Raw genomic sequence first — 15,775 nt, forward strand, 5'->3', positions numbered from 1 at the left:
CTCAGTGCGAGAAGAGCAGCAACCGGCACGCCCGCGCCATGAACAGCGCATCGCGCGCCAGCGTGGCGCTCGAGGCATCCGGGTCCAGCCACGCCGTGCGGGCCACCTGGCTGCTCAGCTCGAAGCAGATGCTCGCCGTGCGCCGGGCCAGACTGCTCTCCTTGCGCAGCGCACGTGCGTTCAAGTCACACAGCTCCGCACACTGGCGCAGCAGCCGCACCGGCTCACTGTCCGCCGCGTGCCCTTCGGACACCAGCCGCGCGATCCCCGCCTCGCACGAGGCCTGGCAACGCACACTGGCGGTAATGCACTGAGAGATGTCCGCCCTCGCCACACCCATCATCGCACCCATCATCCCGGCCACCCTCCACAGCGGTTTCAAAACTAGCCACGGCTTGCCGTGTCGCAACTGCGATCAGCAGCGTGAATCTCTTATTTCCTGAGAAGCGAGGGTATGCGGTTGCACACACTGTGGCCGAATGTCAGCCCTCATGGGGCCTTCGGCTCCTGCGCGAGGAGCGCGACGAGGTCCGCCCCGTAGAGGCGCAGCCGCTTCTCGCCGAACCAGGGCAGTTGGGAGAGCTCCTCCACGGAGCGCGGCGGCAGGGTGGCGAGCGCCTCCAGCAGGGGATTGGGGAGCACCACGGAGGGCGTCACCTTGCGCGCCGTGGCCTTCTCGGCCCGGAACGCCTTGAGGGCATCCTCGCGCTTGCGCCGGTTCACGTCCCGGTTGCCGTCCTTGGCCTCGCGGCCCGGCTTCAGCTCCCCCTTCCGGGACTGCTCCAGCAGCTCGCGGACGATGGTGAGGGTCTCCTCGCCGTGCTCGCGGATGAAGCCGCCGCGCACGCCCGCGGCCCGCGCCAGCTCCTTGGGGTTCGCGGGCAGTTTCACGGCGATGTCGCCAATGGCCATGTTGGAGAGCATCCGGCCCATGGGCACGTTGGCCTTCTCCGCCCACTCCAGGCGCTTGGCGTGCAGGGCGTGCGCCACGGCATGGGCCAGGGTGAGCTGCACCGGGGAGAGCCCCGAGCGTGGCAGCTTCGGCTTGAAGTCCGCGCCGACGTCCGGCCGGGCGACCGCTTCCTCACACATCCGGTCACAGTCGAGCCGCACTTCCTCCAGGATGTCGGCCGCCTGGCAGGCCTCCCGCACCTGGCGCCCCAGCTCGCACAGGTAGCGCACATCGTTGGCGATGTACTCGCGCATCTCGGGCGGCAGCGGCCGGAGGGAGAAGTCCGACTGTTGGTGCTCCTTGGGCAGCTCCACCCCCAGGCGCTCCCGGGCGATGTCCGCCAGGCCGACCTTGGGCCAGCCGAGCAGGGTGGCGGCCCGGTGGGTGTCGAAGAGCCCCCGCACGCGGATGCCCGCCTCGGCCAGGAACTGCAAGTCCCCCTGGGCGGCGTGGAAGAACTTCGTCCGCTCCGGGTCGGCCATCATCGGAGCAAGCAGGGAGGCGTCCACCCCGGGGGCAAGCGTGTCGAAAAGGAAGACCTCCGACTCGGTGGCCACCTGGAGAAAGCACAGCCGGGCCCGGAAGGCGTGCATCGAGTCCGCCTCCAGATCCACGGCGAGCTCCCTCACGGCGGCCAGCGTCCGGGCAGCCTCCTGTGCGCCCGAGGCGTCCACCACGTCCACGGCACCCTGCGGATAGTTCGGCATCGGCCAGACAGGCTAGCGGACCCGGACTGTGACGTGTCACGTGTTTTTTCCGCCGCCATCGGTAGGATGGGCCGGCCATGAGCGACATCCAACGGCTGGAAAAAAACCTGCTCGGTCACCTGGGCAAGGCCATCGCGGACTTTGGTCTGATTCAAGAAGGCGACCGCATCATGGTCGGGGTGTCGGGTGGCAAGGACTCCTACACCTTGCTGTACCTGCTCCGGGAGATGCAGCGCCGGGCCCCGGTGCGCTTCGAGCTGCTCGCGGTCAACCTGGACCAGGGCCACCCGGGGTTCCCCGCGGACAAGCTGGAGGGGTACTTCCAGAAGGAGGGCTACCCCTACAAGATGCTGAAGGAGGACACCTACAGCATCGTCCTGGAGAAGACGCCGCCCGGCAAGACGCAGTGCTCGGTCTGCTCGCGCATGCGCCGGGGCATCCTCTATACGGCGGCGGTGGAGCTGGGCTGCACCAAGATTGCCCTGGGGCACCACCGGGACGATCTCATCCACACGCTCTTGCTCAACCTCTTCTTCGCGGGCTCGCTCAAGGCGATGCCGCCCTTGCTGCGCAGCGACGACGGGCGCAACACCGTCATCCGGCCGCTGTGCTACGCGCCCGAGAAGGAGATTGCCCAGTTCGCCGAGCTGAAGGGCTTCCCCATCATCCCGTGCGACTTGTGCGGCACCCAGGAGAACCTGCAGCGCAAGCGCATGCAGCGGCTGGTGGAGGAGCTGGGGCGTGAGATTCCCAACGTCCGCCAGAGCGTGCTGTCGGCCATGGGCAACGTGCGGCCCAGCCACTTGATGGACCGCGAACTTTTCGACTTCCTCTCGCCGGTTGCGAAGGAAGAAGCCTCTACCGCCACCCCCCACCCTGAAGGGAACGCCAGCGTATGCCTCGAGAGCAGGCCTTGACCGCCCGTAAGCAGCGCAATGCCGCACTGATCGAGACGATGTTGTTGGCGGCCATCGCCGACGGCTCCGTCTCCCAGCGCGAGATTCAGACGTTGCTCCGGCGGGTCATCGAGCGCCCGGAGTTCGAGGGCACCAGTGCCCAGGAGCTCAACGCCCTGGTGGAGTCGAGCGCCCAGCGGCTCTCGGAGGCCACGGACCTCCAGGTGGTGCTCGCCTCGCTGCGCTCGCGGCTGCCGGACCACAAGAACCGGATGCTCGCCTTCGGCCTGGCCGCGGCGGTGGCGTTCGCGGACCAGCGCGCCACGAAGCTGGAGCTGGGGCTGCTCAAGACGATCCAGGCCGCGCTCGGCATCTCCGAGGACGAGGTGGCGCAGATCATCGACATCATCGAGAAGGGCGGAAGCCTGTCCGAGGCGCTGGGTGAGCCGCTGGAGCGCCTGTACGCCGAGGTGATGGTGCTGGTGAGCGCCGCGGACGGCCAGCTCAAGGAGGCGGAGGCCCGGGCGCTCGTGGAGAGCCTGGCGGCGGACCCCGCCTTCCAGGAAGTCAGCCCCGAGCGCGCCCAGGGGTTCGTGGGCGAGGCCGTGGCGGCGCTGGCCACCGAGGGGCTGCCGCGCCGGCTCCAGGTGCTGGCCCACGGGCTCACCACGCACAAGCAGCGGGTGAAGGCGTACCGGCTGGCCACCAAGATTGCCCACGCCTCGGGCAAGGCCAGCCCCGCCGAGCAGCGCCTACTGGAGCTGCTCCAGGCCACCTTCGGCCTGGCGGATGACGAGGTGGCTCGGCTCGACAAGGGCTCGGGGGCGTAGACTTCCTCTATGTCCGCCAACACCCCCTCTCCGGCCCGCAGTCCCTTCCGTTTCGAGCTGCCGCCGTCGCTGGGCACCGAGGGTGTGCGGGAGCGCGCGGACCGGCTCATGTCCTTCCTCCAGGGGGCGCTGGGCCGGCCCGTGGAGGTGAGCGTGGCCGCCAGCTACGAGGTGCTCGCCAAGGACTTGCTCTCCGGGCGCGCGGATGCCGCCTGGGCCCCGCCGTTCGTGTGCGCGCGCACCGAGGCCATGGGCGTGCGCGTGCTGGTGCGCGGCGTGCGCCTGGGCCTGTCCTCCTACCGGGCGGCGCTCCTCTGCAAGGCGGGCGCGGGGCTGTCCGTGGACCGGCTGAAGGGGCTGGCCGCGGCGTGGGTGGACCGGGATGCGGTGGCCGGCTACCTGCTGCCCACCTCCTACCTGAAGTCCCAGGGCGTGGAGCCGGTGCGGACCTTCTCCTCCCAGCACTTCGCGGGCTCCTACCGCGGGGCGCTGGAGGCGGTGCTCTCGGGGACGGTGGCCGTGGCGAGCGTCTTCTGCCCGCCGGCCTCCACGGGCCTGTCCTTCACCGCCGGCGTGGACAAGGTGCTGGGGCCCGGCGCGGGCGACAAGTTCGAGCTGCTGGCCTACACGGACGAGGCCCCCAATGACGGGGTGCCGGTGTCCATGGCCGTCCCGTCGCTGCTCGCGGGCAAGCTGGAGGAGACGCTGCTCGGCCTGCCGGAGACGCCCGAAGGCCAGGCGCTGCTCTCGGGCGTCTTCAGCGCGGACCGCTTCGAGCCCGCCCCCCGCATGGGCTACCGCGCCCTGTACCGGGTGGCGCTGGCCAGCCTCTAATCCGGGCCGCCCCCGCCGGGGCAGGGGGCCTACTTCTCGCCCTTGCCGCCCTTGGGCGGGACGGTGGTCTTCCGGGAGATCTCCTTCTGCTCGGTGCCCTGCATGGACTTGGGCACCCGGGCCGGCGGCACCGCCTTGGCCGCCGCGGGGGCCTTGGGCGGGGGCGCCACCGCCGTGGGGCCGGAGGTCTCCTCGCCAGGGGCCTGCGCCTTGCGGCCGCCCATCAGGCGCGGGTCATACGCGATGATGGTGGGCTCGGTGGAGAACTCCTCCTCCAGCTCCTCGGTGTACAGCTCGCGCATGAAGGCGGCCAGGTGCCCGGTGGTGCCGGGCAGCCGGTGCTTCACGAGGAAGTCCTCGATGGCCAGCTGCAGCTCGCCCGCGGTGCCGAAGCGCTCGTCGCGGTTGCGCGCCAGCGCCTTGAGCACCACCGCGTCCAGCGCCTTGGGGATGCCGGGCGTCACCTCCGAGGGGGCCACCACCTTGGTGCCCACCACGGCCTTGAGCGTGGCCAGCTCCGACTCGCGCTTGAACAGGCGCGTCTGCGTCAGCAGCTCGTAGAACACCGTGCCCAGGCCGAACACGTCCGAGCGGTGATCCAACGGCTCGCCCCGGGCCTGCTCCGGGGACATGTACGCGTGCTTGCCCTTGATGGTGCCCACCACCGTCTGCGCGAGCTTGCCGGCCGCCTTGGCCACCCCGAAGTCGATGATCTTCACGCTGCCGTTGAAGCCCACCAGCACGTTCTGGGGCGACACGTCCCGGTGAATCAGCGACAGCTTGCGCCCCGATGGGCTGCGCGCGTGGTGGGCGGCATCCAGGCCCGCCGCCGCGTCGGCGATGACGCGGCACTTGAGCTCCAGCGGCATGTGGCCCTTGCGCTGGACCGCCCGCTTGTTCACCTCGGCGATGGCCTCGCCGTGCACGTACTCCATGGCGATGAAGTAGATGCCGTCCACCTCTCCCAGCTCGTAGATCTGGGCGATGTTCGGGTGGTTGAGGAGCGCCGCGATGCGCGCCTCGTCCAGGAACATCTGGATGAACTCCTCCTCCTCGGACAGGTGGGGCAGGAGCCGCTTCACCACCAGCAACTTCTGGAAGCCCACCGGCCCCTTCTGGCGGGCCAGAAACACCTGTCCCATGCCGCCCGAGGCGATTTTTCTCAGAAACTCGTATCGCCCGAAGGTCTCCACGTCATCGGGACGATACCTGCGGGGCCCCCGCCAGCGGAAGCCCGCCGGCGGGGATTTTCCCCGGTGTCTCAGAGACCCTGGCAGACGCTCCGGTAGCGGATCTGGATGTTCTGCCCCGTCTGGGGCACCGCGCCCTGCCGGAAGACGACCGCGTTGCGCGCGCCGTCATAGGTCCACTGCGACGGATCCAGCGTCCGGCCCTGCACGCGCACCGTCATCGCGTCCGTGGTGGAGGGCTGGGCGGTCAGGGTGAAGTCCGCCTGAGGCTCGCCCGCGCGGCGGATGAGGCGCTCCAGGAAGGACTCGTAGCTGCCCTGGCACACCGAACCCACCGCGCCGCCCGTGGCCTGAGCCACCTCGGCGAAGCGTGCCCCCGAGTCCCCGGCCGTGCTGCAGCTGCCGTCGGTGGGCACCAGCGCGTAGAACTGGGTGCGGTGGGTCATCCCCGGCCCCTTCATCGCCTGGAGGAACTGGATGTAGCTGTCCGGGGCGAAGCCGGAGTGGTCGTCCTCGTCGGCGAGCGCCACCACCGCCAGCCGGGCCGTGTCGCGCAGCAGCCCCAGGTTGCCGTCGTTGGGCTGCGGGGTGCGCACGTCATCCACGCTGTCCACCAGCGGCGAGGAGAGCGCCTGCCGCGTCGTCTCCAGGCCCTGCACCAGGTTGTGGCACACGCCCACCTCCACGTTGGACTGGAGCGTCTGGGCCGCAGTGGGCGAGGTGCTGCTCACCACGCGCGAGCGGCTGCCGTCCACCGGGAAGAGCCGGCCCGCCTCACCGCCCTGCGCGCCGCCCCCACACGTGGGGCCCCGGGACACCAGGCCCGTGCTGGTGACGCCGGCGCGCACATCCACGCCCTGCTGACGGGCATGCTCCAGCCAGCCGGGCAGCGCGGCCTTCAGCCGCTGCTGATAGGGCTGCATGGTCGTCGTGTTGGAGACCACGAAGAGGACGTCCAACTGGCTGTCCGTGCCCTGCGTGAACTGGTCGAGCTGCAGGCCCTCGTGGTTCGTCTCGGCCAGGAGCGGCACGAGCAGCGGGTTCGGCTCGGAGTCGGTGCGCAGGAACAGCGGGCTGAAGTGCTGGCCGAGCACGGTGCGCGAGTACGTCACCTCCAGCTCGAAGCCCTCGCCCGGGGCGAGCGTGCGCGGCGCCGTGAGCGGGGTGGCCAGCTGGAACTGGGTGCTGGTGCCCGCGCCGATCTCCGCCGAGACGACGGTGATGGGCTGGTGGCACCGGTTGGAGATGAGCGTGCGGCGCGGCTGCGTCTGGCAGTCGTACCGGATGGGCCCGAAGTCCACGAAGGACGGCGCGGCCACCAGGCAGCTCGTCTCGGACACGCCCCGCAGGGGCAGCGTCACCGTGGGCTGCGAGGGGTTGTTCACCGTGATTTTCAGCTCGCCCGCGTAGGTGCCCGCCGCGGGCGGCCGGAAGGCGATCTGGGCGCTGAAGGCCGTGTCGTAGGCGAGGATGCCGCCGTCGATGCGCCCGCCGGGCATGTAGAAGGCCCCGTTGGCGCTGTTGGAGACGTGGATGTCCTTCACCGCGCACTCGGCGCGGTTGGGGTTGCCGATGCGGAAGCCCAGCACCGCGCCCCGTCCGGGCACCACGTTGCCGAAGTCCAGCGCCGGCTGCGGCGTGAGTTCGAAGACGCACGGGCCGCTCACCCGCGCCCGCCCGGTGAGGACGATGGTGCGCTCCGGGGTGAACGGATCGCTGGAGAGCAGCGTGAGCGTGGCGCTGTGGTTGCCATCCAGCGTGGGCTCGAAGAAGACCTGGAGGTCGAGCGCGTCGGTGCCCGGGGCGATGGGCACGTCACCGGCCTGCAGCTCCGGCCAGGCGCCGCCCGTCCACGGGTACGTCTGGGTGCCGCGCGTGGCCACGTTCACGCTGAAGTTGCCCGTGCCCCCGCCGGCGCGCACGCCGCGGAAGAGCAGGTTGCCGTTGGTGCCGCCGTTGGTGATGCGGATGGTTTTGCCCAGCTTGCCGCCCACGGGCAGCTCGCCGAAGTCCAGGGCCACCGGGGCCACCGCCAGCGTGGGCTGGCCGCCGCGCGCATCCAGCATGACGTCCGTCTTGCGCGCCTTGTCCGAGGCGTAGTTCACCGTGAGGTTGGCCACCTTGGGGCCCGAGGCGCGGGCGGCGAACTCCATCCGCACGTCCACCGCCTCGCCCGGCTGCACCGCGCGGCCATCCAGCTGCGTCATGGTGGTGAAGGAGACGTCGCTCGTGTTGAGCGCGGAGATGGTGACGGGCCGCCAGGTGATGTTGCGCGCCCGGGCCACCGTCTCCGTGCGCTCGTGCACGGGAATGGGGGCGAAGGGCACCGGCGTGGGCTCGAACACGAAGGCGCTCGCCACGGAGTTGCCCGCCAGGTCCGCCGTGGACGGGGTGCACCCGTCACACGAGCGCACCTCCACGCGGGCCCCCATCTTCCCCAGCTCGCGCGGCAGGTACTTGGCGCTCACCTGCTGGGTGCTGTTGGGGGGGATGGTGATGGTGTCCGTGGAGAAGGTGCCCGCGTAGTCGCCGCCCAGCGTCACCGTGAGGGGCAGGTCCACCGGGTTGGTGATGGTGAGCGACAGCGTCCGGTCGCTGTCCACCTCCAGCGTCTCGAAGTCGAGCACCGGCGGCTGGATGCCCACCTGCGTGGGGGCGCCCATGCCCAGGATGCGCACGGTGTGCTCGTTGCCCGTGTTGGCGTCCGTGGCCACGCGCACCCGCTCTTCGATGCTGCCCTCGCGCAGCGGGTGGAAGCGCACCTTCACCGGCAGGGACTCGCCGGGCATCACCCGGCCGCCGCCGTTGGTCAGCTCCACCTGGTACGAGGGGTTGCCCTCCAAGGCCAGCGCTTCCAGGGCGGAGAAGGGCACATAGCCCACGTTGCGGATGAGCACCTCCCGCTCCCGCCACTCCCCGACGGGCACTTCGCCGAAATCGAGCGCTTCCGTGTCGACCACCGCGGCGGCTTCCACCGCCCGCGTGCGTCCCGGCTCGTGGCACGCCGCCATGGCCGCCACTGTCGCCAGCCCCAGGACCCGTCCCCAGCCCCACCCCTGACCCATGTCCGTCCCGCCCTTGTCCGTGTCCATGCCCCCCAGGAGGGGGCTCTTCCGGGAACTTCTGCTTTCAAGGACCGTACCAGCCCCCTTGGATCGTCAAATCAAGGGTTTACACGGGCGGGGTGGAAGGCCAGTGCCCTGGGGGGTGAAAGACTTTTCCTCACGCGCCTCGGATCAGGGGCAGATCAGCGGATGAAGTGTTCCAATGCGCGCGCCACGGCCTCGGGCTGCTCCATGTGGACGTGGTGGCCCCCGGACAGGGTGAGCGGGGGCGGGGAGCGCAGGGCGGCCAGCCGGGCGCGCGTCTGCGGATCCTCGAAGGACAGGCCGTGGCTGCCGTGGAGCAGCTGCACCGGGCAGGTGATGGCGCCCAGGATGGCGAGCCACTGGGCCTCGTCGAAGCCGTGGCCGAAGCGCCGGCGGTGCAGCGGATCAAACCGGAAGACGACGCCCCCTTCCAAGGGCTCCGTGCCGTAGCGCGCCAGGTGCAGCGAGGCGGCCTCGGTGAGCGTCGGGTTGTTCTCCCGGAGGCGCGCGGCGGCCTCCTCCACGCTCGCGTAGTGCTTGCGGCGGGGGCGCCGCTGGGCGTCCTCCAGGAAGCCGCGCAGCCGGTCCAGTGCACCCTCCGGGGGGCCGCCCAGGGGGCCCAGGCTCTCGATGAGGGTGAGGCTCTGGACGCGATCGGGGCGCGCGGCGGCATAGGCGGCGCCGACGATGCCCCCCAGCGAGTGGCCCACCAGGTGGACCTTGTCCAGGTGGAGCCCGTCGAGCGTGCACTCCACATCGAGCAGGTAGTCGGCGAAGGAGTAGCTGCCCCCGGGCGGCACGTGGGCGCTGCGCCCCATGCCCCGGAAGTCCAGGAGGATGAGCCGCCAGGTGTCCGGCAGGTGCTCCAGCACCCAGTCGAAGCTGCGCGAGTGGTCCAACCAGCCGTGGAGGAACAACACGGCGCGGCTGCCCTCGGGGTGGCGCTGGCGGACGTGCAGGGCCAGACCGTGGGCCGACAGGCTGTGGGGCTCGAAGGATGGGGGCACGCGGGGGTCTCCTGGGACCCCCGCTTATCCCGTTCGGGAGGCGGAAGATATGTCCGCCTCCCGAAAGGCCTGCTTCCCTACATCGTTTGCCTACACCGAGGCCTGCATCACCTTGTCCAGGGTGATGGGCAGATCCCGGACGCGCTTGCCGGTGGCGTGGAAGACGGCGTTGGCCACGGCGGCGGCGATGCCCGTGGTGGCAATCTCACCGATGCCCTTGATGCCCATGGAGTTGACGTGGGGGTCCACCTCCTCGACGAAGAGCACGTCGATGTCGGGCACGTCCGCGTGCACGGGCACGTGGTACTCGGCCAGGTCCGCCGTCATGACGCGGCCCAGGCGCGGGTCTCTCAGCGTCTCCTCGGTGAGCGCCATGCCGAGGCCGAAGATGGCGCCGCCGAGAATCTGGCTGCGCGCCGTCTTGGCGTTGAGGATGCGGCCGGCGGCCATGGCCGAGACGATGCGGCTGATGCGCACGGTGCCCAGCGCCTCGTCCACACGCACCTCGACGAAGTGGGCGCCGAAGGCGTAGCCGGAGTGCTTCTGCTTGTCGGGCAGCTCGGGGACGGTGTCCGCCTTGCCCTCCACGTGCGGAAGCTGCTTGCGCGCGAGGAGCTGCGCGAACGTCTCCGCCTTCTTCCGGTCCTTGCGCGAGACGAGCGAGCCGCCCTCGGTGAGCACGTCCTGCGCGGCCAGGCCGTGCAGGGGCGAGCCCGTGTCCGCGATGGCCAGCTTCACCAGCTCCTGGAGCACCTGCTTGGAGGCGTTCTGGATGGCGGGCGCGGCCGAGGCGGTGCTGGCCGAGCCGCCGGCGAGCGGCCCCGGGGGCAGCACCGTGTCCCCCATCTCCATGCGGACCTTCTCCGGGGCCATGCCCAGCGTGTCGGCGGCCACTTGGGTGAAGACGGTGTAGGCCCCGGTGCCGATGTCCGCGGCGGCGCACTGCACGGTGGCCGAGCCATCCGCCAGCAGGCGCACCGTGGCGGTGCACTGGAAGCGCATGGCGGGGAAGAGCGCGGTGGCCATGCCCGAGCCGATGAGCACCTCCCCGTCCCGGGTGGCCCGGGGCTGCAGCGAGCGCTTCTTCCACCCGAAGCGCTCGGCCCCCACGCGGTAGCACTCGAGCAGCGACTTGCTGCTCCAGGGCCGGTTGTGCTCGGGGTCCATGTCCGCGTGGTTGATGCGCCGCAGCTCCAGCGGATCCATCTTCAGCGCGTGCGCCAGCTCGTCCAGCGCGCTCTCCAGCGCGTAGGTGCCGGGGGCCTCGCCCGGGCCGCGCATGAAGGTGGGCGTGCCCGCGTTGAGCCGCACCACCTTCTGCGAGGTGTGCACGTTGGGGCACGCGTACAGCATGTTGGAGGTGTTGGTGAACGGCTCGGAGAAGCTGTCCTTCTCGGAGGTCTCCGAGAAGCCCGTGTGGCGCAGGGCGGTGAGCTTGCCCTTGGCGGTGGCGCCCAGCTCCACCTTCTGGACCGTGTGCGGCCGGTAGCCCACCAGGGTGTTCATCTGCTGGCGCGTGAGCACCAGCTTCACCGGGCGGTTCACGGCCTTGGCGGCCAGCACGCTCAGGATGCTGTGGGACCAGGGCAGCGCCTTGCAGCCGAAGCCCCCGCCCACGTAGCGCGAGATGACGCGGACGTTGTCCGGCGGCAGCCCGGCGAGCTGGGAGAGGAACATCCGGACGAAGTGGACGCCCTGGTTGGCGTCGTACACCGTCAGGTGCTCGGGGTCGTCCCACACTGCGATGGCCGCGTGGGGCTCCAGGGGGTTGTGCGTCTCGGTGGGCGTCGTGTACGTGGCCTCCACGCGCACGGCGGCCGAAGCCAGCGCGGCCTTCACGTCCCCGCGCTCGTGGCCCGGCGGCGGGGCGCCGAAGTTGCCCTGGGCCGGCTCCGCGCCCCCCATGCCCGCCTCGAGGTCCAGCGACGCGGGCTTCTCCACGTAGAAGGTGCGCACGAGGGAGGCGGCGTGGGTGGCGCGCTCGAAGGTGTCGGCCACCACCACGCCGATGGGCTGGCCGTTGTAGAACACCTCGCTGTCCTGCATGGCGGCCAGCCGCGGCATGATGGGGTTGGCCATGTACTTGTCCGCGCCCGCCAGCTTGGGCGCGTTGCGCGGGGTGAGCACCGCGAGCACGCCCGGGGCGCGCTCGGCCTCGGCCGTCTGCATGCGCAGCACGCTGCCGCGAGGCACCGTGCTCTGGATGATGGCCGCGTAGACCATGCCCGGCGGGTTGTACTCGGCCGCGTAGAGCGCCTTGCCCGTCACCTTCAGCTTGCCGTCCACCCGGCTCATGGGCGGACCAATGAGTTTGCTGCTCATGAGCGGCCTCCCAGCGTCGTCAGGGCGCGCACGATGATTCGCTGCGCCAGCTCTACCTTGAACCCGTTGTGCTCGCGTGCCTTGGCCCCCTCCAGCGCGGCCTTCGCCGCCTCCTGGAACAGCTGGGGCGAGGGCGCCTGGCCCACCAGCTTCTGCTCGGCGGCCACGGCGCGCCACGGCTTGGTGGCCACGCCGCCCAGCGCCAGCCGCGCCTGGCGGATGACGCCGCCCTCTACCTCCAGCGCGGCGGCGACCGACGCCAGCGCGAAGGCATAGGAGGCCCGGTCCCGGACCTTGAGGTACAGCGACCGCTTGGCGGCGGGCAGGGCGGGCACGTCCACCGAGAGCACCAGGTCCCCGTGCTCCAGCACCGTCTCGCGCTGGGGCGTGGTGCCCGGCATCAGGTGGAAGTCGGTGAAGGGCACGGTGCGCTCTCCCTGGGCGCCCTGGATGCGCACGGTGGCGCCCAGCGCGGCCAGGGGCACGCTCATGTCGGAGGGGTGGGTGGCGATGCAGGACTCGCTCACGCCCAGCACTGCGTGGCCGCGGTTGATTCCCTCCAGCGCGGAGCAGCCCGAGCCGGGCTGGCGCTTGTTGCAGGGGGTGGTGACGTCGCGGAAGTACGGGCAGCGGGTGCGCTGCAGGATGTTGCCGCCCACGGTGGCCATGTTGCGGATCTGCCCCGAGGCGCCCGCGAGCAGGGCCTCGGAGAGCATCGGGTAGCGCTCGCGGATGAGCGGGTGGAAGGCCACGTCGCTGTTGCGCGCCAGGGCGCCCAGGCGCATGCCCCCATCGGGAAGCTCCTCAATCTGCGCGAGCGGCAGCTTGCGCACGTCCACGAGCAGGGCAGGCGTCTCCACGCCGAGCTTCATCAGGTCCAAGAGACCCGTGCCGCCGGCGAGGAAGGTGGCCCCCTTCACGCGGCTGACCCGCTCCACGCTGGAGCCCAGCTCCTTCGGTTGTTCATAGTGAAAAGGATGCATGGTGGTTTCCCCGGGCCTACTGCTTCGGCTGACGCCGCACCTGTTGAATGGCGGCGATGATGTTGGGATAGGCGCTGCATCGGCAGAGGTTGCCGCTCATGGCCTCACGTACGTCCGTGTCCGAGGCGCCGCAGGGCTCCTTCATCAGCCCCGCCGCGCTCATGATCTGCCCCGGCGTGCAGTAGCCGCACTGGAAGGCGTCCTGCTCGATGAAGGCCTGCTGCAGCGGGTGCAGCGTGTCGCCCTCGGCGAGCCCCTCCACCGTCTGGATCTTCGTGCCCTGCTGCATGACGGCGAGCGACAGACAGCTCAGCTCGCGCCGGCCATCCACGAGCACCGTGCAGGCGCCGCACTGGCCATGGTCACAGCCCTTCTTGGTCCCGGTGAGCCCCATGCGCTCGCGCAGCGCATCCAGCAGGCTGGTGCGGGAGTCCACCTTCAGCATCTGCTCCTGGCCGTTGACGTGGAGGGAGACCTCCAGCTCGGAGGGCGCGGCGGGCAGCTCCGTGCCTCCGCCCGCCGAGGGCGCCTCGGAGGTGTGACGGCACGCTTCCAACAACAGGGCACTGCCCACCGTGGCGGTGGCGATGAATTCCCGCCGGGTGCTTCCACCCGGGGCTTCATCCGCCGGCCCTTCGGGGTGAGCCTGCTCGTCCGGCAACGGCTGCTTCGGATGCGTCATGGCACCTCCGTCAATAGGACAACGGACCTACGCTAATCAGAATGTTCCGCCTCGGGCCACTCCCATGACGAGCGGTAGCTGCCATCGGACTGTGTGCCCTCGATGAAGCGCGCATAGAAGGGGTGCGCGCTCAAGGTGGCCGAGTCTCCCACGACGAACAGGTGCCGCCGGGCCCGCGTCATCGCCACGTTCATGCGGCGCAAATCCGTCAGGAAGCCAAGGTTTCCGTCCGCGTTGGAACGTGTGAGGCTCACAAGAATCGCGTCCTTCTCGCGGCCCTGGAAGGCGTCCACGGTGTCCACCTCGATGTCGGGGGAGAGGGTCTCCACGCGCTCGCGCAGGTGGAAGGCCTGGGCGCTGTAGGGGGCGATGACCGCCAGCTCCCGGGGCGAGAGGCCGGCGGCGAGCAGGGCCTTCACCCGGGCGACGATGAGCTCCCCCTCGCCGGGATTGAAGAGGCTGTGGGTGCTCTCCTCCTCCTGCTCCTCGAAGCCCTTGCCGGCGGTGTCCAGGAAGAGCACCGGCGGGGCATCCAGCTCCACGCCCGGGGTGAGCACCGGCGCCAGGGTGCGCCCGGCCACGCTCTCGTGGGCGCGCAGCTCCCCGCCGTACATCTCGCGCGAGGGGAACTCCATGATGCGCGCGTTCATGCGGTACTGCTCGCGCAGCATCCGCTTCACGCCCTCGCCGTGGTCCCCGAGCAGCCGCTCGAAGAGGCTCACCCCCAGGCCCGCCTTCGCGGCCTCCTGGGAGAGCACGGTGGGCGGCAGCTGCTGCGGGTCTCCGGCGAGCACCAGCTTGGGGGCGCGCAGGAAGCCCAGGAGCGTCAGCGGCTCGGTGGCCTGGGTGGCCTCGTCGATGAGGGCCCGGTCGAACTCCTCGTGGGCGAGCACGCCGGAGCCGAGGCTGGCCAGGGTGACGCAGATGACCTGGGCGCGCTCCAGCACCGCGCGCACGGCCTTGCGCTCCAGCGCGCGCGCATCGTCCATGAGCCCCTTGGCCTCGGCGGTGGAGGAGCGCGCGTTGGAGAAGCGCTCGCGGCTGCGGCCCTGGGTGCGCTGGCGGCGCGCGTAGCCGAACAGGGAGAAGGCCTCGTCGAACAGCTCGCGGGAGAGGATGCGGTCGGGGTGCTCCTCCACGACGATGTCCAGGGTGTGCTCCTGGAAGCGGGGGGCCACGCGCGCCGGGTGGCCCACGCGGATGGCGCGCAGCCCCTGCTCCAGGCACAGCTCCAGCAGGTGGTCCACCGCGGCGTTGCTGGCGGCGGTGCACAGCAGCCGCTCGCCCCGGGCCACCGCCTGCACGGCCACCTCCGCGAGCACGGTGCTCTTGCCGGTGCCGGGCGGGCCGTGGACGAGGAAGAAGTCCTCGGCGGCCAGCGCGCGGCTCACCGCGTCCGCCTGCTCGGGGTTGAGCGGGCGCGAGGGGGGCGTGGCGGCGGGCTTCTCGAAGCGGGGCGGCTCGTTGCCGAGCAGCACCTCGCGCCGGCGGCGCTCGACGCCCTTGTCCAGGGCCTTCACCCGCGCGAGCCCGGCGCGCATGCGCTCATACGTCACGTCATTGGGGACGACGTCCAGGCGCAGCAGCCCCTCGTGGAGGAAGGGCGGCGGGGCCCGGTCGAAGGCGAGCTGGAGCCGGGTGCGCGTGGCGCGCGAGACGAGCGCCTGCGCGGGCTCCTTCACCTCGGCGCGGCGGGGCATCACCGCGACGGAGTCGCCGTTGTGGATGCGGGCGGGGAAGGGGGCCCGGTCCGCGCGGGCCAGCGTGATGAGGATGCGCCCGCCGAGGCCCACCTCCTCCTCGATGCTCTCCAGGTCCAGCACGGAGAGCCCCTGCTCGGCGCGCTCGCTCAAGGTGAGGCGCTCGGACAGGGCGGCGGAGCGGGCGCGTTCCGCCTCGCGCTCCAGCGACAGCAGCCTGCCAAGCTGATCAAAGAAGGAGACGTCTCGGGACATATGGAGGGGGACTCCCTGGGAACGGAAACAGCCCCACCATACAAGGTGGACTCTGGCCTGGGGGCCCGGGTTGGCGGCCCCAGCGCCGGAAGGCGGTGACTTTGCGGGAGCTACGACGGCTGCGAGACGCTGGTGCCGTGGCGGCGGGCAGGGGCCGCTGGCCCAGCGTTTGGAGCAGTGCCAGGGCACCTCCAGGCTCTGAGCCGCACCCCTTTCAAGGTGATGGAGGAGGAAGGCAGCAGGAGGGGTTGGCGAGAGGGGAAGCGGTGGCTTGAGAGGACAGCAAGGGTCAGGCGCCGGGAGCATCTTTGGAAGGAGCCCCCGCCGG

12 protein-coding genes are annotated in these 15,775 nt (G+C 70.9%); 3 read left to right on the forward strand and 9 right to left on the reverse strand.

All coding sequences use genetic code 11. The annotated features are described in order from the left end of the window. Nucleotide 1: 1 nt before the first annotated feature. Nucleotides 2-355, reverse strand: a complete 354-nt coding sequence (locus KY661_RS35875) for a hypothetical protein (protein ID WP_075007514.1) — start codon at nt 353-355, stop codon at nt 2-4. A 134-nt stretch (nt 356-489) separates the two neighbouring features. Continuing rightward, on the reverse strand, nt 490-1,659 hold the full coding sequence (locus KY661_RS35880) for a ribonuclease D (protein ID WP_225414487.1): 1,170 nt from the start codon (nt 1,657-1,659) through the stop codon (nt 490-492). 77 nt (nt 1,660-1,736) lie between these two features. Between KY661_RS35880 and ttcA the strand changes: the two genes are divergently transcribed. Genes ttcA through KY661_RS35895 form a run of 3 tightly spaced genes read left to right on the forward strand, consistent with a single transcriptional unit; the run spans nt 1,737 to nt 4,219 of the window. Further along, a complete protein-coding gene (gene ttcA / locus KY661_RS35885) occupies nt 1,737-2,576 on the forward strand; it encodes a tRNA 2-thiocytidine(32) synthetase TtcA (RefSeq protein WP_225414488.1) in 840 nt (279 codons plus the stop codon). After that, a complete protein-coding gene (locus KY661_RS35890; RefSeq protein ID WP_075007517.1) occupies nt 2,555-3,385 on the forward strand; it encodes a tellurite resistance TerB family protein in 831 nt (276 codons plus the stop codon). Before ttcA ends, KY661_RS35890 begins: the two co-directional genes overlap by 22 nt. A gap of 9 nt (nt 3,386-3,394) precedes the next feature. Next, a complete protein-coding gene (locus tag KY661_RS35895) occupies nt 3,395-4,219 on the forward strand; it encodes a phosphate/phosphite/phosphonate ABC transporter substrate-binding protein (RefSeq protein WP_225414489.1) in 825 nt (274 codons plus the stop codon). A gap of 29 nt (nt 4,220-4,248) precedes the next feature. On the opposite strand, the gene KY661_RS35900 is transcribed toward KY661_RS35895, so the two are convergent. From KY661_RS35900 to KY661_RS35930, 7 genes are all read right to left on the reverse strand, one after another. Further along, complete coding sequence (locus KY661_RS35900; RefSeq protein WP_245768646.1) at nt 4,249-5,361, reverse strand: serine/threonine protein kinase; 1,113 nt, start codon at nt 5,359-5,361, stop codon at nt 4,249-4,251. Nucleotides 5,362-5,480: 119 nt separating this feature from the next. Continuing rightward, a complete protein-coding gene (locus tag KY661_RS35905) occupies nt 5,481-8,474 on the reverse strand; it encodes a choice-of-anchor D domain-containing protein (RefSeq protein ID WP_225414495.1) in 2,994 nt (997 codons plus the stop codon). 182 nt (nt 8,475-8,656) lie between these two features. After that, nucleotides 8,657-9,505, reverse strand: a complete 849-nt coding sequence (locus tag KY661_RS35910; protein WP_225414490.1) for an alpha/beta fold hydrolase — start codon at nt 9,503-9,505, stop codon at nt 8,657-8,659. 90 nt (nt 9,506-9,595) lie between these two features. Beyond that, the gene (locus tag KY661_RS35915) at nt 9,596-11,827 is read right to left on the reverse strand and encodes a xanthine dehydrogenase family protein molybdopterin-binding subunit (protein ID WP_225414491.1); all 2,232 of its coding nucleotides are present in this window, start codon (nt 11,825-11,827) and stop codon (nt 9,596-9,598) included. Then, nucleotides 11,824-12,810, reverse strand: coding sequence for an FAD binding domain-containing protein (locus tag KY661_RS35920; RefSeq protein ID WP_225414492.1), 987 nt, complete (start codon nt 12,808-12,810; stop codon nt 11,824-11,826). Before KY661_RS35920 ends, KY661_RS35915 begins: the two co-directional genes overlap by 4 nt. A gap of 16 nt (nt 12,811-12,826) precedes the next feature. After that, nucleotides 12,827-13,492, reverse strand: coding sequence for a (2Fe-2S)-binding protein (locus tag KY661_RS35925; protein WP_225414493.1), 666 nt, complete (start codon nt 13,490-13,492; stop codon nt 12,827-12,829). A 32-nt stretch (nt 13,493-13,524) separates the two neighbouring features. Further along, on the reverse strand, nt 13,525-15,447 hold the full coding sequence (locus KY661_RS35930; RefSeq protein ID WP_225414494.1) for an AAA domain-containing protein: 1,923 nt from the start codon (nt 15,445-15,447) through the stop codon (nt 13,525-13,527). Nucleotides 15,448-15,775 lie beyond the last annotated feature (328 nt).

This window comes from Allostigmatella hybrida, assembly GCF_020103775.1.
GTDB classification, from domain to species: domain Bacteria; phylum Myxococcota; class Myxococcia; order Myxococcales; family Myxococcaceae; genus Hyalangium; species Hyalangium aurantiaca.

Excerpts from the sequence above, each read along its gene's own strand:
- KY661_RS35875 (WP_075007514.1), bottom strand. The coding sequence starts at position 355 with ATGATGGGTGCGATGATGGGTGTGGCGAGGGCGGACATCTCTCAGTGC.
- KY661_RS35930 (WP_225414494.1), bottom strand. The coding sequence starts at position 15,447 with ATGTCCCGAGACGTCTCCTTCTTTGATCAGCTTGGCAGGCTGCTGTCG.
- KY661_RS35915 (WP_225414491.1), bottom strand. The coding sequence starts at position 11,827 with ATGAGCAGCAAACTCATTGGTCCGCCCATGAGCCGGGTGGACGGCAAG.
- ttcA (WP_225414488.1), top strand. The coding sequence starts at position 1,737 with ATGAGCGACATCCAACGGCTGGAAAAAAACCTGCTCGGTCACCTGGGC.
- KY661_RS35890 (WP_075007517.1), top strand. The coding sequence starts at position 2,555 with ATGCCTCGAGAGCAGGCCTTGACCGCCCGTAAGCAGCGCAATGCCGCA.
- KY661_RS35880 (WP_225414487.1), bottom strand. The coding sequence starts at position 1,659 with ATGCCGAACTATCCGCAGGGTGCCGTGGACGTGGTGGACGCCTCGGGC.
- KY661_RS35920 (WP_225414492.1), bottom strand. The coding sequence starts at position 12,810 with ATGCATCCTTTTCACTATGAACAACCGAAGGAGCTGGGCTCCAGCGTG.
- KY661_RS35895 (WP_225414489.1), top strand. The coding sequence starts at position 3,395 with ATGTCCGCCAACACCCCCTCTCCGGCCCGCAGTCCCTTCCGTTTCGAG.
- KY661_RS35900 (WP_245768646.1), bottom strand. The coding sequence starts at position 5,361 with ATGGGACAGGTGTTTCTGGCCCGCCAGAAGGGGCCGGTGGGCTTCCAG.
- KY661_RS35905 (WP_225414495.1), bottom strand. The coding sequence starts at position 8,474 with ATGGGTCAGGGGTGGGGCTGGGGACGGGTCCTGGGGCTGGCGACAGTG.
- KY661_RS35925 (WP_225414493.1), bottom strand. The coding sequence starts at position 13,492 with ATGACGCATCCGAAGCAGCCGTTGCCGGACGAGCAGGCTCACCCCGAA.